Source organism: Allobosea sp. GW823-FHT01F03 (assembly GCF_058798075.1).
The window spans coordinates 1,851,767-1,872,738 of the sequence record NZ_CM179505.1; the positions used below are offsets into that span (position 1 = coordinate 1,851,767).

General features: G+C 66.7%; 17 protein-coding genes. 5 read left to right on the plus strand and 12 right to left on the minus strand.

What is annotated here, in order from left to right; translation table 11 throughout:
- Positions 1-187: 187 nt before the first annotated feature.
- The 3 genes from araD to AC3RCC_RS08625 all read right to left on the minus strand — a co-directional run bounded on the left by araD (position 188) and on the right by AC3RCC_RS08625 (position 3,716).
- Positions 188-1,918, minus strand: coding sequence for an L-arabinonate dehydratase (araD, locus tag AC3RCC_RS08615; protein ID WP_492258175.1), 1,731 nt, complete (start codon positions 1,916-1,918; stop codon positions 188-190).
- A 171-nt stretch (positions 1,919-2,089) separates the two neighbouring features.
- The gene (locus AC3RCC_RS08620) at positions 2,090-3,022 is read right to left on the minus strand and encodes a dihydrodipicolinate synthase family protein (protein WP_492258176.1); all 933 of its coding nucleotides are present in this window, start codon (positions 3,020-3,022) and stop codon (positions 2,090-2,092) included.
- The gene (locus AC3RCC_RS08625) at positions 3,012-3,716 is read right to left on the minus strand and encodes a GntR family transcriptional regulator (protein ID WP_291642796.1); all 705 of its coding nucleotides are present in this window, start codon (positions 3,714-3,716) and stop codon (positions 3,012-3,014) included. Before AC3RCC_RS08625 ends, AC3RCC_RS08620 begins: the two co-directional genes overlap by 11 nt.
- A 213-nt stretch (positions 3,717-3,929) precedes the next feature.
- Here AC3RCC_RS08625 and AC3RCC_RS08630 point away from each other — a divergent pair, with 213 nt between their 5' ends.
- Both AC3RCC_RS08630 and AC3RCC_RS08635 read left to right on the plus strand, forming a co-directional pair.
- Positions 3,930-4,904, plus strand: coding sequence for a Bug family tripartite tricarboxylate transporter substrate binding protein (locus AC3RCC_RS08630; protein ID WP_492258177.1), 975 nt, complete (start codon positions 3,930-3,932; stop codon positions 4,902-4,904).
- 175 nt (positions 4,905-5,079) lie between these two features.
- Positions 5,080-5,796: a ribonuclease activity regulator RraA gene (locus tag AC3RCC_RS08635; protein WP_492258178.1), complete on the plus strand. Its 717-nt coding sequence runs from the start codon at positions 5,080-5,082 to the stop codon at positions 5,794-5,796.
- Positions 5,797-5,883: 87 nt separating this feature from the next.
- Here the strand turns inward: AC3RCC_RS08635 and AC3RCC_RS08640 are convergent, their stop codons facing one another.
- Complete coding sequence (locus AC3RCC_RS08640; RefSeq protein ID WP_492258179.1) at positions 5,884-6,915, minus strand: LLM class flavin-dependent oxidoreductase; 1,032 nt, start codon at positions 6,913-6,915, stop codon at positions 5,884-5,886.
- Positions 6,916-6,976: 61 nt separating this feature from the next.
- The gene (locus AC3RCC_RS08645; RefSeq protein ID WP_492258180.1) at positions 6,977-7,111 is read right to left on the minus strand and encodes a hypothetical protein; all 135 of its coding nucleotides are present in this window, start codon (positions 7,109-7,111) and stop codon (positions 6,977-6,979) included.
- Here AC3RCC_RS08645 and AC3RCC_RS08650 point away from each other — a divergent pair.
- Positions 7,110-8,663 (plus strand): VOC family protein, encoded by a 1,554-nt coding sequence (locus AC3RCC_RS08650; protein ID WP_492258181.1) that lies wholly within the window; start codon positions 7,110-7,112, stop codon positions 8,661-8,663. The genes AC3RCC_RS08645 and AC3RCC_RS08650 overlap by 2 nt on opposite strands.
- 28 nt (positions 8,664-8,691) lie before the next feature.
- Here AC3RCC_RS08650 and AC3RCC_RS08655 read toward each other — a convergent pair whose 3' ends face one another.
- The 7 genes from AC3RCC_RS08655 to AC3RCC_RS08685 all read right to left on the minus strand — a co-directional run bounded on the left by AC3RCC_RS08655 (position 8,692) and on the right by AC3RCC_RS08685 (position 16,658).
- On the minus strand, positions 8,692-8,886 hold the full coding sequence (locus tag AC3RCC_RS08655; protein ID WP_492258182.1) for a hypothetical protein: 195 nt from the start codon (positions 8,884-8,886) through the stop codon (positions 8,692-8,694).
- A gap of 154 nt (positions 8,887-9,040) precedes the next feature.
- Entirely contained in the window at positions 9,041-10,066 is a 1,026-nt protein-coding gene (locus tag AC3RCC_RS08660) for a LacI family DNA-binding transcriptional regulator (protein WP_291633132.1), read from the minus strand.
- 351 nt (positions 10,067-10,417) lie between these two features.
- Positions 10,418-12,067, minus strand: coding sequence for a dipeptide ABC transporter ATP-binding protein (locus AC3RCC_RS08665; RefSeq protein WP_492258183.1), 1,650 nt, complete (start codon positions 12,065-12,067; stop codon positions 10,418-10,420).
- Between the two features lie 2 nt (positions 12,068-12,069).
- Positions 12,070-12,915 (minus strand): ABC transporter permease, encoded by an 846-nt coding sequence (locus tag AC3RCC_RS08670; RefSeq protein WP_291633136.1) that lies wholly within the window; start codon positions 12,913-12,915, stop codon positions 12,070-12,072.
- The gene (locus AC3RCC_RS08675; protein WP_291633138.1) at positions 12,899-13,858 is read right to left on the minus strand and encodes an ABC transporter permease; all 960 of its coding nucleotides are present in this window, start codon (positions 13,856-13,858) and stop codon (positions 12,899-12,901) included. The genes AC3RCC_RS08670 and AC3RCC_RS08675 overlap by 17 nt, the downstream gene beginning before the upstream one ends.
- Positions 13,858-15,363: an ABC transporter substrate-binding protein gene (locus AC3RCC_RS08680; RefSeq protein WP_291633140.1), complete on the minus strand. Its 1,506-nt coding sequence runs from the start codon at positions 15,361-15,363 to the stop codon at positions 13,858-13,860. The genes AC3RCC_RS08675 and AC3RCC_RS08680 overlap by 1 nt, the downstream gene beginning before the upstream one ends.
- Positions 15,364-15,401: 38 nt before the next feature.
- Positions 15,402-16,658 (minus strand): M20/M25/M40 family metallo-hydrolase, encoded by a 1,257-nt coding sequence (locus tag AC3RCC_RS08685; RefSeq protein WP_492258184.1) that lies wholly within the window; start codon positions 16,656-16,658, stop codon positions 15,402-15,404.
- Between the two features lie 763 nt (positions 16,659-17,421).
- Between AC3RCC_RS08685 and AC3RCC_RS08690 the strand changes: the two genes are divergently transcribed.
- Together AC3RCC_RS08690 and AC3RCC_RS08695 are read left to right on the plus strand one after the other, a co-directional pair.
- Complete coding sequence (locus AC3RCC_RS08690) at positions 17,422-18,777, plus strand: sigma-54-dependent transcriptional regulator (protein WP_492258765.1); 1,356 nt, start codon at positions 17,422-17,424, stop codon at positions 18,775-18,777.
- Positions 18,770-20,791 (plus strand): sensor histidine kinase, encoded by a 2,022-nt coding sequence (locus AC3RCC_RS08695; protein WP_492258185.1) that lies wholly within the window; start codon positions 18,770-18,772, stop codon positions 20,789-20,791. Before AC3RCC_RS08690 ends, AC3RCC_RS08695 begins: the two co-directional genes overlap by 8 nt.
- Positions 20,792-20,972 lie beyond the last annotated feature (181 nt).

Sequence of the window (20,972 nt, forward strand, 5' to 3'; positions counted from 1 at the left end):
TGGGGCCGCTCTCGACCCGGACGATCACAGCCCGCCCGCGCCGTAGGCCTCAACGGCCCAGCCTGAGCGACCTCGCAAGGCGCAGGCTGTTAGCAGAGCAGCAACAACATGCCAAGTGACCATCCCAAGACAGGAGGTGCGAGAAGAGGAGGGCGCGGCAGAGCAAAAGTCAGCCGCGCCGTCGTAATCAGTGGATCTCCGGTTCCGCCACCTTCGCCGTGCCGGTGAGGTAGTCGAAGTCGCAGCCCTTGTCGGCCTGCTGGATATGGGCCGCCGACATCTTGCCATAGCCGCGGGCATAGTCGCGGTCGGGCGGCGTCCAGCTCTTCAGCCGCGCGGCGATCTCGGCGTCTGTCAGATCGACCGAGATGCTGCGGGCCTCGACATCGACGCTGATGATGTCGCCGGTCTGCACGGCGGCGAGCGGGCCCTTGATATAGGCTTCCGGAGCGATGTGCAGGACGCAGGCGCCGTAGCTGGTGCCGGACATGCGGGCGTCGGAGAGGCGCAGCATGTCGCGCACGCCCTGCTTAAGCAGCTTCTTCGGGATCGGCAGCATGCCCCATTCCGGCATGCCGGGGCCGCCGACCGGGCCGCAATTCTTCAGCACCATGATGTGCTCGGCGGTGACGTCGAGATTCTCGTCGTTCACCGCCCGCATCATCGCGTCATAGTCCTCGAAGACCAGCGCCGGGCCGGAATGCTTCAAGAGGCGCGGCTCGGCGGCGGAGGGCTTGATGACGCAGCCATCGGGGGCGAGGTTGCCCTTGAGCACGGCGAGCCCGTTGGCGGTCGAGACCGCCTTGTCGAGCGGACGGATGACGTTGTCGTCATAGACCTGGGCGAGGGCGATCGTCTCCGAGATCGGCTTGCCGGTCACGGTCATCGCGTCGGTGTGGAGCTTGCTCTCCAGCTGCTTCAGCAGGGCAGGGAGCCCGCCGGCATAGAAGAAGTCCTCCATGAGGAATTCGCCGGAAGGCCGCAGATTGGCGATCACCGGCACCTTGCGCGAGAATTCGTCGAAATCATCCGGGGTGAGCGGCACGCCGGCGCGCCCGGCCATGGCGACGAGATGGATGATCGCATTGGTCGAGCCGGCGACCGCCATATGGACGATGAGCGCGTTCTCGAAGCTCTTGCGGGTGAGGATGCGGTCCGGCGTCAGGTCTTCCCAGACCATCTCGACGATGCGCTTGCCGGAAGCCGCCGCCATGCGCGGATGGGCGGCGTCGGCGGCGGGGATGGCCGAGGCGCCGGGCAAGGTGAGGCCGAGCACCTCGGCATGGCTCATCATGGTCGCGGCGGTGCCCATCACCATGCAGGTGCCGTGCGAGCGCGCGATGCCGCTCTCCATCTCGCGCCATTGCTCGTCGGAGATGTTGCCGGCCTCCTTCTCGGCCCAGTATTTCCAGACATCGGCGCCGGAGCCGAGCGTCTTGCCGGCCCAGTTGCCGCGCAGCATCGGCCCGGCCGGCACGAAGATGAAGGGGAGCCCTGCGCTGCAGGCGCCCATGATCAGGGCCGGGGTCGACTTGTCGCAGCCGCCGAGCAGCACGGCGCCGTCGAGCGGATGGGAGCGGATCGATTCCTCCGCCTCCATCGCCAGGAAGTTGCGATAGAGCATGGTCGTCGGCTTCTGGTACTGCTCGGAGGCCGACATCACCGGGATCTCGACCGGGAAGCCGCCGGCGGCCCAGACCGCGCGCTTCACCGCCTCGGCGCGGTCGCGCAGATGAGTGTGGCAGGGGTTGATCTCGGACCAGGTGTTGAGGATGCCGATCACCGGCTTGCCCATGAACTCGTCATGGTTGAGCCCCATCTGCAGCGCCCGCGAGCGATGCCCGAAGGAGCGCAGGTCGCTCGCCCCGAACCAGCGCTTCGAGCGCAGCGTGTCGGGCGTCTTGCGGGGATGGGACATCGGCGTTTCCTCGGTGTGTTCTTTGGCAATTCAACGACTTGTCATTCCGGGGCGGCCCGCAGGGTCGAACCCGGAACCCACGACTGGGTGAAACGACTTTCACTAGACGAGGGGCTCACCTGGTCGTGGGTTCCGGGTTCATCGCTGCGCGAGGCCCCGGAATGACAGGGGTTATTCCGCCGCCGCCCGGCGGCTGCCCCAGCTCGAAACGATCGCCCGCAACTCGGCGCGCTCGCTCGCGTTGAGCTCCGGGAGACCGGGCAGGCGGACCGGGCCGACATTGGTGCCGAGCAGGCCGAGCGCCTCCTTGACCACGGTGACATTGGCGCCATTGCCGTATTTGGTCCGCAGCTTCTCGAAGCCGGCGATGGCGTCGACCTCGCGGCGCGCGGCGTCGTAATCGCCGGCCTCCAGCGCCCGCCAGACCGCCAGCGACCGCTCGGGAGCGACATTGATCAGGCCGGAGGTGAAGCCGCGCGCGCCGAGCGCATAGAAAGGCGCGGCCCAGCCCTCGGCGAGGCCGCAGATCCAGTTGGCGCTGGAGCCTTGCGTCTCGCGGACGCAATCGGCCAGCAGCATCATGTTGGACGACGCGAACTTCACGCCGGCGACGTTCGGGTGGTTGGCGACGCGGGCGAGATCCTTCACGCCGATCGCATCGGAGCGGACATAGGCGACGAGCGGGATCTCCAGCGCCTCGGCGATCGCCAGGAAATAGTCTGCCTGGGATTGCGGCGCGGCGAAGGGATCGAGCGGATGATGCACCATCACCGCATCGCAGCCGGCCCTGGCGGCGAGCCTGCCGGTCGAGACCGCTTCGCGCAGCGAGCGGCCGATGCCGGCGGTAACCAGCGCCTTGCCGGCGGCCGCCTCGGCCGCGACGGCATGGCTGCGCACCACCTCCTCGGTGGTCATCGGGTAGAACTCGCCGGTATTGCCGGCCGAGACGATGTTGTGGATGCCGGCCTCGGCGATACGGGCGACGATCTCGCCGGTCAGCGCCCAGTCGGCTTCGCCATCGCTCTTCCAGGCGGTGACGTGCACGCCGGAAATGCCGCGCAGGGCCGTGCGCACCTTCTGCTGCCGTCCGCTCTCATTCGTCATAGGCCAATCCTTCCGCGTCGGCGCCGAAGACCTGGCGCACATGGCTCTTGGCGGAGCGCACGATGTGGCTCCGCATCCTCTGCTCGGCGAGTGCCGGATCATGGGCGGCGAGCGCTTCGAAAATGCCCTTGTGCTCGACATAGCCCTGGCGCCGTTCGGCCGGCTCGCCGAGCAGAGCGATGCGCTGGGCGTGGTCGTACATGCGCTGGCCATCGAGCCGGCGCTCGAGATAGGCGCAGCCAGAAATCCGGTGGATCATGCCGTGATAGGCCTCGTTCAGGGTGACGAGGTCCTCGAGCGCGCTGTGCTCGGTCGCATGCGCCATCTCGTCGATCAGGCCCGCCATCTCGGCGATCTCGGCGTCGCCGATCCGGTTTGCGGCGATATGGGCCATGACGCTTTCGAGCGCGGCGCGGCCGAGTGCCATTTCCAGCGCCTGCCTGGCCGAGAATTCGACGAAGACGCCGCGGCGCGCCTCGGTGCGGACGAGGCCCTCGCTTTCGAGCCTGCGGATCGCGTCCTTGACCGGGGTGGTCGAGACGCCGAGCAGGTCGGCAAGGTGGCGCTCGTTCAGGCGCTCACCATTGCGGAAATTGCCCGCGACGATCGCCCGGCGCAGGCGCTCATGCACATGCTCGCGCAGCGAGCGCAGCAGATGTGGCGAGACGGGTTCGATCGTGAGCGGTTCCGACATCTGAACTCCAGCCATCCGCTGATCGGGTTCCTCATGCAGGGCCGGGCGGACAGCGCCATTCCGCATCAGTCACCATAAAGCGCAAGCTGTATCAAGTCTGAAATTTCAGATTTCAAATCTCAAATACCATGCTATGGGAAGAGCAAGACGCCCGAAAGAGGCGCGGCCCGAAGGCGCGCGACAGGGCGGCAAATGCAGAAGGGGAGGAAACAGATGACGAGGTTCACACGCCGGGCCGTGCTGGCCGGTGCGGCCAGCCTGATCGCGGCGCCGGCCCTGGCGCAGCCCGGCTATCCCGGCAGCAAGGTCGTCACCATCGTGGTGCCCTTCGCCGCGGGCGGCACCACCGACCTGCTCGGGCGCATCCTGGCCGAGCGGCTCAGCGCCCGCCTCGGCGGCAAGTTCATTGTCGAGAACCGGCCGGGAGCCGGCGGCAATACCGGGGCCGCGGCGGTCGCCCGGTCCGAGCCCGACGGCTACACGCTGACCATGGGTACGGTGTCGAGCCATGCGATCAACCCCGGCGTCTATGCCAGGATGCCCTATGATCACATCAAGGATTTCGCGCCGATCTCGCAGGTGGCGAGCGTGCCGAACATCTTGATGGTCAATCTCGATTTGCCGGCCAAGACCGTGCCGGAGCTGATCGAGCTCCTGAAGAAGAACCCCGGCAAATACTCGTTCGGCTCGTCGGGGGCCGGTACCTCGACTCATATGGCGGCCGAGCTGTTCAAGGTCGCGACCGGCACCGATATGGCCCATGTGCCCTATCGCTCGAGTGGGCAGGTGACGCAGGACCTGCTCTCCGGCCAGATCCAGCTGACCTTCGACAACATCACCATCGCCTGGCCGCATGTCGAAGCCGGCAAGATCCGGGCGCTCGCCACGGCGACGCCGAAGCGCCTCGCGGTCGCGCCCGACCTGCCGGCGCTCTCCGAATTCATCCCGGGCTATGACGCCAGCTCCTGGCACGGCTTCTTCGCGCCTTCGAAGGTGCCGCCGGAGATCGTCGCCAAGCTCTCCACCGAGACCCAGGCGATCATGCGCGAGCCGGCCGTGATCGAGCAGCTGAAGAAGCTCGGCGTCGATGCCGTCGGCTCGACCCAGGCCGAGTTCACCGCCCACATCGCCAACGAGACCAAGCGCTGGGCCGAGGTGGCGCAGAAGGCGAATGTCAGGATCGAGTGAGCGGCAGGTTCGCTGCTAGCCGCGCCCGTCATCCCGGCCGCAGCGAAGCGGAGTGCCGGAATCCATCACAGGGCTCGCCTCTAGATGGATTCCGGAGCTGTGTGGCTTTCGCCACTTGTCCGGAATGACGATCCTGACGCTGATTGAGTCGTGGCCCGAACGAGGACGCCTACCCATGACATCGACTGCCCTGACGCCCGAGAACCGCGAGAAGCTCAAGCGCGTCTCGACCGCGACTTTGACCACCGCCCTGTTCAAGCGCGGCTTCCGCAATGTCTTCATCCAGGACGTGCGCCCGCTCGATCCGAAGGCGCGGATGGTCGGCGAGGCCTATACGCTGCGCTATATTCCGGCACGCGAGGATCTCGACCATCTCGGCGTCTTCGCCGGTACCGAGCACCCGCAGCGCGTCGCGGTCGAGGCCTGTCCGCCCGGCCATGTCATGGTGATCGACAGCCGCAAGGATCCGCGCGCTGCCTCGGCCGGCTGCATCCTGGTGACGCGGTTGATGCAGCGCGGCGTCGCCGGCATCGTCAGCGATGGCGGCTTCCGCGATAGCCCGGACATCGCGGCGCTCGGCTTCCCGGCCTATCACAACCGGCCGAGCGCCCCGACCAACCTGATCCAGCACCATGCGCTCGACCTCAATGCGCCGATCGGCTGCGGCGATGTCCCGGTCTATCCCGGCGACATCATCGTCGGCGACGGCGAGGGCGTCTGCGTCATCCCCGCCCATCTCGCCAACGAGGTCACGGCCGAAGCCTATGAGCAGACCGCCTATGAGGATTTCGTCGAGGAGAAGGTGCGCGAGGGGCGCGGCATTTTCGGACTCTACCCGGCCGATGACGAGACCAAGGCCGAATTCGCGAAATGGCGGCCCGGCTGGAAGTGAGGGCTGCGCGCCACCGATGAACGCGGGCCACTGCTCCGGAGAAGTGGCAGAAGCCGCGCCGTACCGATTTCCGGCGCGGTCGATGGTTCAGCCGAGCATTTCACGCACCAGCGGCATGACCTCGCGGCCATAGAGCGCGATGCAGCGCATCATCTTCTCATGCGCCAGCGGGCCGGCGCTGATCTTGAGCTGGAAGCGCGACAGGCCGAGGCCCTTGATGGTCGCCGCGATCTTGCGGGCGACCGTCTCGGGCGAGCCGAGATAGAGCGAGCCGCTGGCGACCTCGCGCTCGAACTCCTCGCGCGTCATCGGCGCCCAGCCGCGCTCGCCGCCGATCCGGTCGCGCATCTGCTTGTAGGCGGGGAAGAACTCTTCGACGGCCTCAGCATCGCTGTCGGCGATATAGCCGGGCGAGTGCACGCCGACCGGGCGCACGGGTCGGCCGAGGCGCTCGAAGGCATCGTGATAGAGATCGACGAAGGGCCGGAAGCGCTGCGGCGGCCCGCCGATGATGGCGAGCATCATCGGCAAATCGTAGCGGGCGGCCCGAATGACCGATTCCGGGCTACCGCCGACGCCGATCCAGGTCGTGAGCCCACCCTTCTCGATCGGCGGGAAGACCTGCTGGTCGCGCAGCGGCGGGCGCAAGTTTCCCCGCCAGGTCACGCTCGTCTTGCGGATCAGCTCGGCGAAGAGGTCGAGCTTCTCCTCGAACAGCGCCTCGTACTGGCGCAGGTCGAAGCCGAATAGCGGGAAGGATTCGGTGAAGGAGCCGCGGCCGAGAATGACCTCGGCGCGGCCATTGGAGAGCGCATCGACGGTCGAGAAGCGCTGGAAGACGCGGATCGGGTCGTCCGAACTGAGGACCGTCACGGCGGAGCCGAGGCGGATGCGGCTGGTGCGCGTCGCGATGCCGGCGAGTACGGTCTCGGGCGAGGATACCGCGAAATCGGCGCGGTGATGTTCGCCGATGCCGAAGAAATCGATGCCGAGTTCGTCGGCGAGAACGCCTTGGTCGACGAGGTCGCGGATCACCTGCGCATGCGGCTTGAGCGCGCCGTCCGGGCCGGCGGTGACGTCGCCGAAGGTGTCGAGGCCAAGCTGAAGCTGCGTCGTCATCTCGTTTCCCTTCGAGGCGCGTCCGGACGTCCCGCTGAGTTGTGTGCCGCGCGCGCCGCCGTCAATACGCGCAGCGCAGCGATGGAGGATAGGCGGTGCGCTCGCGCCCGACGCCATCGGCAGGCTCGACGCGCGGCGCCGATGCGGGCAAGAGATCGAACTCTTGTTGCCACGGCAGAGCGGAAAGCGCGGTCATGACCTCCGGGATCCACCATCTCACGCTGATCACGCGCGACGTGCAGGCCAATATCGACTTCTATGCCGGTTTCCTCGGCATGCGGCTGGTGAAGCAGACGGGCGGCTATGAGGACGCCGAGCAGCTTCATCTGTTCTATGGCGACCGGCTGGGGACGCCGGGTTCGCTGATCACCTTCCTGGTCTGGCAGGATGGCTCGGCCGGGCGCGTCGGCCATGGCCAGGTGAGCGAGATCGCGCTGGCCGTTCCGCCGGCCAGCATCGGCTTCTGGCTGACGCGGGCGCTGACGCGGCAGGTGCCGGCCGCAGGACCCCGGCAGGAATTCGGCGAGCCGGTACTGCGGCTGCGCGATCCCGACGGGGTGGTGGTGAAGCTGGTCGGCGTCGAGATGCCGGCGGCTTCGCCCTGGCTGTCGCCCGGTATCGAGCCGGGCGATGCGATCCTGCGGCTGCGCGGCGCGACGATCCTTTCGGAGACGCCGGAGGAAACCGCGCATTTCGTCGGGCGCTTCGGCTATGAGGCGGCGGCGAAGGCCGATGGCGTCCAACGTCTGGTCTCCGGAAGCGGCGATGTCATCGATGTTCAGGAGGCCGCGGGGTTCTGGCCGGGCGCGCCGGGCACCGGCGTCGCCGACCATGTCGCCTTCCGGGCGGAGGACGTGGCGGCTGTCACCGCGGCGGAGGCCTCGCTGGCGCGTCTCAACTCCTCGATCACCAACCGGCACGACCGGAAATATTTCACCTCGCTCTATGCGCGCGAGCCCGGCGGCACGCTGATCGAACTGGCGACGGACGGGCCGGGCTTCACCGTCGACGAGGCGGAGCCGGAGCTCGGCAAGACGCTGATGGTTCCGCCTTCCGATGCCGAGCGCGCCGAGGCGATCCGGGTGATGCTGCCGCAATTCGCGCTGCCGGGGGAGCCGCGCCCGACTTATCGCGACCTGCCCTTCGTCCACCGTTTCCATGTGCCGGAGCAGGATGACGGCAGCACGATCGTGCTCCTGCACGGCACCGGCGGCAGCGAGGCGGACCTGATGCCGCTTGCCCGCCGCGCCGCGCCGCGCGCCGGCCTGCTCGGCCTGCGCGGGCGCAGCACCGAGGAGGGGACGGCACGCTGGTTTCGCCGCCTCGGTGAAGGCAGGTTCGACCAGGCCGATATCCGCACCGAAGCGGAGGCGTTCGCCGCCTTCGTCGAGGAGGCCGTCAAGGCGTACGGGCTCGATCCGGATCGGACGACCTGGCTCGGCTATTCCAACGGCGCGAATTTCCTCGCCGCGGCGATGCGGCTCCATCCCGGCCTCATCCGCAAAGCCGTGCTGCTGCGGGCGATCGACGTGCTGGAGGAGCAGCCTCAGGCCGATCTCTCGGACAGCGCGACGCTGATCGTCGCCGGTGCATCCGATCCCTATGCGCCCGGCGCGGCGGCACTGGCGGAGCGGCTTCGCAAGGCCGGCGGGCATGTCGAACTGGCCCGGATCGATGCCGGCCACGCGCTTGCCGACGCCGACGCCGGGACGATCAAGGTCTGGCTCGGCGGGGCGCCGGCGAAATAGCGGCGCCCCGCCGAGCCGGCGCCACGCCTCAATCCGTCTTGCCGCCCAGCGCTTCGCGTTCCTTCAGCAGCGTGTTGAGACGCTGCTGAAGATCGTCCAGCCTTGCCGCGATGCTCTCTTCGGTGGCGGAGCCCGAAGCAGCCGTTGCCTGCTCCATCAGGTCTGAAATGGTTCGCCGGAGAAGCGCGATCCGTTCGTCTAGAGTTGTCATGGCGTCAGACACGGCCCACCACTCCTTCCGTTTCGCGACCGCAGGCAAAGGCGTCCGCGTCGCTGCAGCCCAAGCAGCAGACCACCGGGCTTCGCGTTTGTACAGATGACGCACGGGCGAGCCGGGATGGCCAGGGCGAGGCAATGGCCGACGCCAGCCTTGCCGGCTAGCGGGAAGCTCGTACGGGACCCGTAGAGCCGCGGATCACGACTGCTTCATAGGGCAGGACGACATTGGTTTCCGTGACGCTGCGCCCCTCGACCAGATCGATCAGGATGCTCGTGGCGCGGTACCCGAGGTCTTCGAGGGGATAGCGGACCGCGGTGAGCGGCGGCTGCAGCAATTCTGCGACCGGCCCGTCATAGAAGCTGGCGATCGAAAGATCTGCCGGCACGGACAGGCCATGACGGCCTGCCGCGACGATGGCGCCGGCCGCGACCAGGTGGTTGGTCGCGAAGACGGCCGTTGGCGGGGAGGGCAGGCGAAGCAACTGTTCCAGGCCGGTCTCTCCGCCTTCGCGAAAATAGCCTGTATCGACGATCAGGGCGGGGTCGAGGGCCACGCCGACTTCCTCTAGCGCCGCCTTGTAACCGGCCAGACGCCGAATGCCGAGAAAACGCTCGGAAGGACCCAGGAAGCCGATGCGCCGGTGCCCGAGATCTGTCAGGTGCCGGACGACCGCCAGGACGCCGCCCGTATCGTCGAGAACGACATGAGGCTGCTCCTCGTCGCGGTAGCGGTTCAGCAGGACGTAAGGAGCGTCGAGGTCGCGCAGGGCGGCAAAAGCCTCGGTTTCCCGGCGCCCGGCGGTTATGAGGAAGCCGTCGACCCGGTTCTTCTCGAGCAATCGTGCAGGGAGCTCGGGGTCGTCGCCGTCCGGGCCGACGCCGCCGAGCAGCATGGAATAGCCACGCTCATGCGCGGCCTTTTGCGCGCCCTGGATCATGGCGGCGAAAGCCGGACTGTGGATCTCGGGAAGGATCATCGCCAGACTGCCGGTGCGCGCGGTTCTCAGGCTGCGCGCATGCGGATTGGGAGAATATCCGAGCTCGGCGATCTTGCGCAGCACCGCCTCCCGGGTCTCCTCGCGGACGTTGAGCGAGGGATCCTTGTTGAGGATCCGGGAAACGGCGCCGATCGATATGCCAACCGCATTGGCGACGTCGGAGATGGTTGCGCGCCTGGATGACATGATCCTACGAATTTGCCTGTTCGCCGACGCCTTCTTTGACGAAATGCCGGGCCTTCGTCCAGTTCAGGCGGTCGGCCGCCGCAAAGCGACCGGCAGATGGTCTCGACGGTCGCAGCCACAATACAACCGGCTTCGCGCTCGGGCGAAGCGGAATGGTCGTGCAGATCCTGGCGCATCTCCGCGTTCCTTCGAAGCGTGCAAATGCGCCAGGCCCTTATTCTATCGCATCTTCCTCCCGCGGATCGATACCCGCCCCGCACCGAACACGCTCCCGGGCGGGCAGCCCGTCCTCCGGCGCGGGCTGTGCGTGCGGCATCGCGTTCTCCAGGAATTATCGCCGGGAACGTCGCGTCAGGCCCCGGCGATGGCGCGTGCAGTCGAAAGGCCCTCGGAAATGAAGGGCGGTACGGATGCCAGAAGTTCTCGCGTATAGGCCTCCCGGGGAGCGGCGATCACCTGCCCGACACTGCCTTCCTCGACGATGCGCCCACCCCGCATGACGACGACGCGGTCGGAGATCTGCGAGATCACGGCGAGGTCGTGAGAGACGAACAGGATCGCGACATTGAGGCGATCGCGCAGGTCCTTGATCAGATCCAGGATCGAGGCCTGCACCGACACGTCGAGCGCCGAGGTGACTTCGTCGCAGATCAGGATCTCGGGTTCGAGCGCCAGCGCCCGGGCGATGCCGATCCGCTGCTTCTCGCCGCCGCTGAGCTGGTGGGGATAGCGGCTGACATAGGTCTCGGGCAGACGCACCAGGGCCAGAAGCTCCTTGACCCGCTGGTCGGCCTCGCGCTTCGATTTTCCGACCAGCCGGAGCGGCCGGCCGAGGATCTCGCCGATCCGGTGGCGGGGATTGAGCGAGGAGTCGGGGTTCTGGAAGACCATCTGGATGCGTCGGTCAGACCGGTCGGCCCGCGGGTTGGTCGCTCGGCCGTCGAGGCGGATCTCGCCGGATTGCGGCGCATAGATCCCGACCAGGCAGCGCCCGAGAGTCGATTTCCCCGAGCCGCTCTCCCCCACGAGGCCGACGATCTCGGCCTTTCGCAGGGACAAGGAGACGTTCGCCAACGCCTGGACGGCGTTGCCCTCGGCGCCGAGGAGTCGGGAGATCAGGCCCGGGCGCCCGCCGAAGCTCAGCGAGACGTCGCGAGCCTCGATCACCTCGGCTTGCGGCGCTTCCTCGTTCGCCGGGCCTGGGGCCGGGGTCGCGGGCTTCAGGAGGCGCGGGAGGGAGCCGAGGAGCTTTTGCGTATAGGCATGGTTCGGGCGCCGGAGCACCTGTTCCGCAGCGCCGGCTTCGACGACGCGGCCGGACTGCATCACGGTGACGGAAGAGCAGAGCTGCTCGACGATGCCGAGATTGTGGCTGATGAACAGCATGCTCAGGCCGCGTGTCTTCTGCAACTCGGCCAGGAGCCGCAGGATATGCGCCTCGACCGTCACGTCGAGCGCCGTCGTCGGTTCATCAAGCACCAGCAATTTCGGCGAGCAGGCGAGGGCCGAGGCGATCACGATCCGCTGTTTCATGCCGCCTGAGAGCTGGTGCGGATAGGCATCGTAAAGCTCCGAGGCGCGGGGCAGCTTGACCTCGTCCATCAGCCGCAAGCCTTCGCGCCGTGCCGCGCCGGCGTCGACGAGACCGCGCTCCACGAGGACCTCGGTGAGCTGCTGCCCGACCGTCAGACAGGGGTTCAAGGTCGTGAAGGGGTCCTGGAACACCATGGCGATGGACTTGCCGCGCAGTCGCCTGCGCTCTTCGACAGACATGGCGAGAAGCTCGTTTCCTTCGAAGGATACCGAGCCTCGGGTGACGCGGGCGCCGGGTGGCAACAGCCCCATCACGGTCCATGCGACGGTGCTCTTGCCCGAGCCGCTCTCTCCGACCACGCCGACGGCCTGGCCGGTCGCGATCTCGAGGTCGACGCCGTGAAGCGTGGGCTGCGACCCGGCGCCGTAGACGAGTTGCAGGTCTTTGATTTCTAGGATCGCCGACATGGTTACGCCCCTGGCTGGCTGCGGACGTCGAGGAACTGGCGCAGGCCTTCCCCGACGAGGTTGATCGAGATCACGGTCACGCAGAGCGCGACGCCAGGCGCCAATGCGATCCAGGGGGCCTGTTCGAGATAGGGGCGTGCTTCCGCGATCATCAGTCCCCAGTCGGAGGAAGGCGGCTGCGTGCCCAGGCCGAGGAAGCTGAACACCGCCCCCAGCAGGATCGCGAAGCTGATCCGCAGCGATGTCTCCACCACCAGCGGCGGCAGGGCATTCGGCAGGATCTCGCGGAACAGGATCCAGCCCAGCCCCTCGCCGCGCGTGCGCGCCGCCAGGATGAACTCCTCCTGGGCAAGGGACAGCGCGACGCTGCGTGAAAGCCGGATGAGGATCGGGATGTAGATGATCCCCACGGCGAGCGCGGCCTTCCAGACGCCTGGGCTGGTCGAAGCCAGGATCAGCAGTCCCAGCATGACCGGAGGTATCGAGACGAGGATGTCGACGGTGCGCATGATGGCATCGTCCAGGCGGCCCCGCATATAGCCTCCGAGCAGGCCCAGCGGCACCCCGATCGCGAAAGCGAACGCCGTCGCGGCGACACCGAGGCCGATTGAGGTCGAAGCGCCGTGCAAGGTCCTGCTGAGGACGTCGCGGCCGAATTCGTCGGTGCCGAGCAAATGGACTGCGTCGGGCGCCTTCATGCGCGCGGTCACATCCATCGCGTCGAAATCGAAGGCCGTGATGAAAGGCGCTGCGAGGGACGCCATCAGGATCGCGAGCAGCAGGCTGCTGCCGATCACGAGTGGAAGGGGCAGCCGCGGCCGCGCGCGGAGTTCAGCGGACGCCAGCATGACCGGTCCTCAGACGTGGATCGAGAGCGAGATAGCAGAGGTCGGCGATTAGGTTCGCGAAGGCGTAGATCACGGTCACCGTGAGGACGCTTGCCTGCAGCACGGGCAGGTCCTTCTGTTCGACGGCCGTGATCATCAGCCGCCCCAGGCCCGGATAGGAGAACACGGTCTCGACCACGACGATGCCGCCCATGAGGATGCCGAGATCGAGGGTCAGCACGGTAACCGTCGGGATCAGGGCGTTGCGCAGGGCGTGGCGCGTGATGACCTTGCGCTCGCTCAGACCCTTTGCTCTGGCAGCCCTGACATAGGAGGCGCCCAGGGTTTCGATCATGCTCGCGCGCTGGAGGCTCGCGACATGTGCGAACAGGCCGACGACCAGCGTCGCGACCGGCAGGATCAGGTGGGAGAGCCAGTTCAGCACGCCCCCGCTGATCGGCGTGTAGCCGGTCGCCGGGAGCCAGCCGAGATGCCCGGAGAACAGGAGCACGAGGACGATCGCGATGAAGAACTGCGGCATGGCCACCGATAGCCAGGTCACGACGAGCGCGACGCGATCGAACCAGCCGCCGGCCCTTACGCCGGACACCACGCCCACGACCACGCCGATCATCGCGACCAGCAGGAAGGAGACGCCGGCCAGTTGAGCCGACCGGCCCAGGGCCTCGGCGACGAGCGGGCCGACGGGCCGGCTCATCACCATGGAGGTCCCCAGATCGCCTTGCAGCGCGGCGCCGGCCCAGCGGAGGAATTGCTGCCACATCGGGTCGTTCAGGCCGAGCCTAGTCTCGATGGCCGCGATCTGATCGGGCGTGGCGAACTGCCCGGCGATGACATAGGCGACGTTGCCGGGCAGGACCTGCGTGATCCCGAAGATGACGACCGACATGGCCAGGATCGTGAAGACGATCTGGCCGAGCCGGCGGGTGAGGTATCCTGCCATCACGGTGCCTTGACGTTCTCGACATCAGCGAGGTCGAGCCACAGGAAGGGGTTCGTCCGATAGTTCTTGACCGAGGTCCGATAGGCGGTGGCGACGTTCGAGACGTAGGCGATGATGCCGGGAACCTCGTCGACCATGATCTGCTGATACTGCCGGTAGAGATCGCGCTGCTTGTCCACGGCCGGCGTGCGACGCGCCTCGTCCAGGACCGCGTCCATGCGCGGGCTGCTGTAGCGCCACATCCGGCCGTTCCAGGCGCCCTTGCTGTGGAACCAGGGATAGACCGCGGCATCGATGACGGTTCTCGCGAAGAAGCCGTCGACATACATCGGGGCGATGCCTGCGATCTCGGTGCTGTACCGGTTGTAGGGCACCCGCTGGACGGCCACCTGAATGCCGATCTGCCGCAGAAGCTGCTGGGCCACCACGCCCAGGCGCTCGCGAGCCGGGCGGCCGACGGGGACGGTGATGTCCAGCTTGAAGCCGTTCGGGTGCCCGGCTTCGGCCATCAGGCGCTTGGCTTCGGCGATGTTGGGTTGGAAGCCGATCGCCTTGTTGAAAGCCGGGTCGGTCGGCGCGATCGGGGAATGGGTCGGCTCGCCCTGGCCGTCGAGCGCGAACTGTACGAGCGCGCGCTTGTCGAGCGTCAGATAGACGGCTCTGCGCACGCGGACGTCGTTGAAGGGCGGCTTGGTGTTGTTCAGGACGAAACCGTCCCAGGTGCCGCTCGGCCTGGCATCGACCGCGACGTCGGGATTGCGCTTGAGATCGGGAATCGTCTCCAGCGGCGCGTTCCAGATCATGTCGATGTCGCCGGCCCGCAAGGCGGCGACGCGTGAGGCCGCTTCCGGGATGATGCGCAGCACGACCTTGTCGAGCTTGATCCTGTCGGCGCCGTAATAGTCGGGGTTGCGCTCCAGCTCGACGGAATCGCCGGGCGTGTACTTGACGAAACGGAACGGACCGGTGCCGCTCGGGCTAGTCTTGATGCTGTCGGCGCGGTCGGATGCGAGGATGCGCATATGGCGGCCGGTCAGCAGTTCCGGAAAGCTCGCATAGGGCACGCTGAGCTTGAAGCGAACCGTCATGTCGTCGACCGCCTCGACGCTTTCGACAAGGCCGAGATCGGACCTAGCGCCGGAACCGGTCCCCGGTTCCAGGATGCGGCGGAAGGTGAAGACGACGTCTTCGGACGTCAGGGGCTTGCCATGCTGGAAACGCACGCCGGGACGCAGCTTGAAATCCCAGGACTTCAGGTCCGCGGAGGCCTGCGAGCTGACGGCAAGGTCCGGATAGACCTTGCCGTCCGCGTCCGTCCCCATCAGCGCGCTGAAGACCAGGCCGCTATAGACATATTCCTCCCCGAAGGTCGCGGTGGCGGGATCGAGGGTGTTGAGGTTGGTGCTCAATGCGACCTTCAGATCGGCCGCCGCCGCGGAGCCGATGAGGCCTCCGAGCGCGGCGACGATGAGACAGGCACGCGAGACGGTGAAGAAGCCGGGCATCTATGTTTCCCCCAATGTTTTCGATTTTGATGTGAACTTCAGCCTTCGCCGCCGAGAAAGTCCCAGGCGGCGAGGGTGTGTGTCTTGACGACTGCGAGGAACTCGGAGACCGGCACGCTCTCATTGGTCATCGCCATACGGCCCGGCGCCGGGCCGTAGACATAGGCGGGCACGTTGCGGTAGCGCCAGAACTTGCAGTCGGTCGCGCCGAGCGAAGGCACAGCGACCGGCCTGATCCCCGTGACGGTTTCGGCGTTTCTGGCCAGAAGGCCGACCATGCGGTGATCGTGGGCACAATAGGCGGCCGGATTGCTGGCGGCTTCCTGCACCGATATCTCGGTCTGGGGAAAGTCCTCGAGAATCCCGGCAATGACCGCCAGGACCTGCTCGGCCTTCAGGCCCATGGGCAGCCGGATATCCGCCTCGACGCGGCAGTGGTCGGGGATCATGTTGACCTTGAGGCCGGCCTGTACCACGCCGATGTTCAGTGTCGTCTGGGTCGCGACGTCTGCGGCGCCGGGGCCCATCGCGGCATCCATGGCGTCGCGCACGTCGGCTCTCGCCATATGGGCCGCCAGATCCGGCGGCAGATCCGGTGTCATCGTCTCGACGATCGCGAGGCGGGCGATCAGGGCTGCCGCGATGCGGCTCGCACTCTCGGTCCTGTGCACATAGGCGCCATGCGCGCCGGCCGTCCGCACGATGAAGGTGATCCGCAAGGTTCCCTTTTCCGCGAAGCGGATCGCGTGGAGGCTGCCCGGCTCCGCGTTGATCATGCAGTCGCCCTGCCAGCGGGTATCGTTTTCCAGGAGCCAGCGGCTGCCGTATTTGCCACCCGTTTCCTCATCCGACACGGCGGTCAGGCCGAGGCTTCCGCGCAGCTTGCTGCGATAGCGATGCAGGTAGCTGAAGGCGATGATGGAGGCGGCGGTCCCCGTCTTCATGTCCGTCGTGCCGCGGCCATGGATGCAGCCGTCCTCGAGATCGCCCGACCAGGGATCGCGGTCCCAGCCTGCACCGTCTCCGACGGGGAAGACGTCGAGATGGCCGTTCATCACGAGCCGCTCGCCGGTGCTGCCTCCGTCGAACTCGCTGACGACGTTCGGCATCGTCGCCTGAGGCGCGATGATCGCTGACCCGATGCCTCTTTGCTCCAGAAAGGCCGAAACGAGGCCCGCAGCTTCGCGGGTGTCGCCCGGCGGATTGGGCGAGGGCGCTCGGACGAGGCGGCGGAGAAAATCGACGAGCTGATCCTGGTCGCGGTCGATCGCGTCGAGAAGTTCTTTGTGAGACATGTCAAAGCGCCTTGGTAAAAGGTTTTACTAAAAAGGCTGGGATCGTGTCCGATGTCAATCGGCTGTGCGCGAGAAATTCGGATCGCAGGGGAACAGCGCCTCGGAACGACGCGTAGGGGGCTGGGGGAACTGCTTGCCGCGAACGCGGAGAACCGCGCCGCGTATGGCTTACCCCGATGCGCCTGTTCGAGGAGATCGAGGCGAGAACGGGCCATGCCGGCGGCTGCGATGCGGTCCGTCGTCCTGCCCGGCGCCGGCAGGGCGAGGATGCCGCTCACGCTCAGTGATCGAAGCGATCCTTGACCGTCGGATAGGGCGGATATTCGGCCAGGCGGTCGCAGCAGCGCCGGCCGCACCTCAGCACAGGAACGATCCCACCGAGAATGCGCCGATCGTCGCCCCGCAGCGGGCTGCGATGGCGCGGCAGCGGCGGCTAGATATTCTGCCGCCGCTCGTCATTCAATCAAGACAAGCGGCTCTTGGAACTCGCCACTCCCCTGAGTCGCTTGCGTCGCGATCCGTCCTTTGAGTTGAGAGCAAGCCCATGGGTCGCGAAGGTCGCTCGGAGCTGTGCGGGGGCACGTCAATTCGCACGATCTGGGCGTGCCTTCCCCAGGTTGAATGGGCAGCTGGTTGCATCGGCACGCATCCGGTTTGATGATCGCCGCTTCGGCATGCTCCGGCGGTGCCGCAACGCAAGATAAAAACGGACTTCAGGTCAGGAAACGTGACGATCGACGTTGAGAGGGCGCCTGCTCCGGCCTTGCAGGATCCGGAATTCGGCCCATGGCTGGCGCAGGCCACGATTCTCGTCGTCGACGACGAGCCGGGGATGCGCAACTTCCTGCTGCGTATCCTCGGGCCGCGCTGCAAGCGCATCGAGGAGGCGGCCGATGTCGAGGAGGCCGCGCGCAAGCTCGATGCCCAGCATTTCGACGTCGTCATCCTCGACAACATCATGCCGCGCAAGAACGGCGTCGACTGGCTGGCCGAGCAGCGTGCTACCGGCTTCTTCTCCGATGTCATCTTGATCACCGCCTATGCCGATCTCGATACGGCGATCCAGGCGCTGCGGGCCGGCGTCGTCGATTTCGTCCTGAAGCCGTTCCGCTCGAACCAAATCCTCAACGCCGTCGCGCGCTGCCTCGACCGGGTCCGGCTCCAGCGCGAGAACATCGTGCTCAGGCACGAGCTGCGCTCAAGTTCCGATCATATCCTGCTGCGCGACAGGCTGATCGGAAATTCGGAGGTCATCGCGCGCGTCCGGGAGACGATCGCGCGCGTTGCGCCGCTGCCATCCTCGGTGCTGATCACCGGCGAGTCCGGCACCGGAAAGGAGGTCGCGGCGCGCTCGCTGCACGCCTTGTCCGACCGCGCCGACAAGCCCTTCGTGCCGGTGAACTGTGCCGCGATCCCGGCCGACATGCTCGAGAGCGAGCTGTTCGGCCATCTGAAAGGCTCCTTCACCGGCGCCAACGCCTCGCGCGAAGGGCTTTTCCTGCATGCGCGCGGCGGCACGCTCTTCCTCGACGAGATCGGCGAAATGCCGGCTGCGACGCAGAGCAAGCTGCTGCGCGTGCTCGAAGACAGGCGTGTCCGGCCGCTCGGCTCCGAGCGCGAGGTGCCGATCGACCTGCGCTTCGTCTTCGCGACCAATGCCGACCTCGAAGCCGATGTCAGGCGCGGGCGTTTCCGGGCGGACCTGTTCTACCGCATCAACGTGATGCAGCTTCAGCTCCCACCTCTGCGCGATCGTGGCGACGACGTGCAGGAGCTTGCGACGCTGTTCATGCGCAGGCTGTCCCAGCAGCTGGCGATGCCGCAGGTGCCGATCGAAGCGGGCATACGCGCCGCGCTGGCGCGCTATCGCTGGCCGGGCAATGTGCGCGAACTGCGCAATCTGATCGAGCGCACATTGATCCTCGGGAAGTTCCCCGAGGATTTCGGCGACCGCCTGGCGCCGCAATCCGGCGCCGCAGACGAAAGCCTGGAAGAGATCGAGCGCCGGCACATCCTGGCCATGCTGCAGGAGACGGCAGGCGACCGCAACGAAGCGGCGCGACGGCTCGGCGTTTCGCGCAAGACCATCGACAGGAAGTGCGCGGCCTGGAATGTCTGACGCCACGGTCCAGGCGCCGGCGCGGCGCGGACGCTCGGTCCGCTACAGATTGCTGGCGATCGCGCTGCTGCCGTTCCTGGTCGTGGTCCCGCTGCTGCTGGCGCTCGTCATCGGCCGCCTCAACACCAAATTCGACGCGCTGCTGATCACCAAGGTCAATGGCGATCTCACCATCGCGCATCAGTATTTCGCCCGTATCCTCGACAATACCAGCGACCATATCCGCGCGCTCGGCGACTCTGCAGCGTTCCGGACCATTGCCGACGCGGATAGCGGGCCGAAGCTGGCAGACTGGCTGGAGGCGAGCCGCAAGGAACTCGGCCTCGACTTCCTGAACCTCCTCGAAGGCGATGGCAGCCTGCTCGCCACGGCGCCGAAGACGGGCGAAACGCGTACCCGCAGGGATTGGCCGGTGATCGTTTCAGCTATGGCTGGGACGCCATCGACTGCGGTCGACATCTTCAGCGCGGAAGAGCTGGCCGCGATCTCGCCGGCGATAGCGGAGCGTGCCAGGGTCGAGCTGGTTCCCACCGAGAATGCTGCGCCGACTGACAGGGCGGCGGAGACGCGCGGCATGGTCGTGCACTCGGCGAGCCCGGTTCATCTCGCCGATGGGCGCAGGGCCGTGCTGGTCGGCGGCCTCCTGCTCAACCAGAATCTCGTCTTCATCGATACGATCAACGATCTGGTCTATCGCCAGGCCAGCTTGCCGGAGGGCAGCCAGGGCACGGCGACGCTCTTCCTCGACGATGTCCGCATCAGCACCAATGTCCGCCTGTTCGAGGGTCGGCGGGCGCTGGGAACGCGCGTCTCGGCGGCCGTGCGCCAGGCCGTTCTCGGCGAGGGCCGGACCTGGCTCGACTCCGCCTTCGTCGTCAACGACTGGTACATTTCGGCCTATGAGCCGATCAGCGACAGCCATGGCAAGCGCGTCGGCATGCTCTATGTCGGCTTTCTCGAGACACCGTTCCGCCACGAGAAGCTGATCACGCTGGCGACGATCATCGGTGCCTTTCTGCTCGTCACGGCGCTCAGCGTGCCGATCTTCCTGCGCTGGGCGCGGGCGATCTTCAAGCCGCTCGAGCAGATGACCGACACGATCTCGAAGGTCGAGGGCGGCGATCTCGACGCCCGTACCAGCCTGCCCGCCGCGCGCGACGAGATCGGCCGCGTCGCGACGCATCTCGACGAGTTGCTCGACCGTCTGCAGGCGCGCGACCGGCAATTGCGCAGCTGGAACGAGGAGCTGAACAAGCGCGTCGCCGAGCGGACGCGCGAGCTGGAAGCCGCCAATAAGGAGCTGGAGCTCACCACCAAGCAGCTCGTCATGTCGGAAAAGCTCGCCGCGATCGGCGAGATCACCGCCGGCGTCGCCCATGAGATCAATAATCCGGTGGCGGTGATCCAGGGCAATCTCGACGTGGTCCGCCAGGTGCTCGGCAACCAGGTCCAGCTTGCCAGCACCGAGTTCCGCCTGATCGACGAGCAGATCCGCCGCATCGAGGACATCGTCACCCGGCTGCTGCAATTCGCCCGGCCGGAGGAATTTGCCGGCTATCTCGAGCGCCATGCGCCGCGCGACGTGATCGAGCATTGCCTGCCGCTGGTGCAGCATCTGCTCAACCGGGCCGAGATCGACATCGTCGAGGATCATCGCGCCACGGGCCTCGTCCTGATGAACCGCACCGAGCTCCTGCAGGTGTTGGTCAACCTCATCGTCAACGCGATCCATGCGATGCCGTCCGGCGGCACTGTGACACTCCGCGACTTCGACGAAGAACGGCAGGGCACGCCGGGCATCGTGATCGAGATCGCCGATACCGGCACCGGCATGGATGCCGAGACGCTGGCGCGCATCTTCGATCCGTTCTTCACCACCAAGAGCCGGGAAGGCACGGGGCTCGGCCTCTCGATCAGCCAGAAGCTGATCCTACGCCAGGGCGGGGCGATCAGCGCCGAAAGCGAGCAGGGCAGGGGCACGCGTTTCCTGATCTGGCTGCCGCAGGCTCTTTAGCCCGAACATTTTGTCCGGCAGCTTGGACAATTTGTCCGAAGTCTGCCTGCTTTAGAATTCTAACTATTTGAAAATATTCGGTTCCCGCTCTCGGCATGAGCTTTGCGCTGTGATCGACAAGATCGATCGAGCGATAGGGGGGGACCGCACGGGCGTTTCGCCGAGACGGCCATCGGGCCGG